At 58.8% G+C, this 524-nt stretch carries 1 protein-coding gene; it reads left to right on the top strand.

The window, feature by feature from the left end:
* Nucleotides 1-437: hypothetical protein (locus ACLD7X_RS18310; protein WP_411425115.1), on the top strand; the 437-nt coding region annotated here is incomplete at its 5' end.
* Between the last annotated feature and the right edge of the window lie 87 nt (nt 438-524).

Genomic DNA, 524 nt, shown 5'->3' with positions numbered 1-524 from the left:
ATCCCGACGAGATATGTCCGGTACTCCCGTTCCCGTCGCGCGAGCCCCGGCGCGGCGACGAGATTGTCGCGGAACACAGGGGAATTCTGTTTGACGATTTTCAGATTGAGCCTTCTAATATTCTGCTAGCCTCTGAGTACAATCCATTCGAGGCATACAAGCAGATCTTCCTGGCGATGGATCGATATCGGCGGGCGCTGAACGGCCTCGGCGGCTGTAAAGCGTTCGTCTCGCCAGTCTCGTCGAAGCTTTTGTCGATTGGGGTACTTCTTGCCTGTTACGATCATCGTGCAGGCGTTGTGCCAGGACAGCGCTTGGATGTCGGCATTCCCTACGTCGAGACTGCCGATTACGGCGATCCGGTCCAAAACAGCGCCGAGCCATTCGAACTCTACTCAATGTGGATTCGCGGGGAATGGGAGGAGCGCTGCGGGTAGTATGAAGTAGGCTTACCCGGATCGCCGGCCTGCGGTTCAGCGACGATTGGTCCCGCCGCATCGGACGGCGGGCGCAGGCTGTTGCCC

The sequence above is a fragment of the Aphanothece microscopica RSMan92 genome, assembly GCF_046613545.2.
Classification (GTDB): domain Bacteria; phylum Cyanobacteriota; class Cyanobacteriia; order PCC-6307; family Cyanobiaceae; genus NIES-981.
The sequence above is the reverse complement of the archived record's forward strand: the minus strand, read 5'-3'. Positions and strand labels throughout refer to the sequence as shown.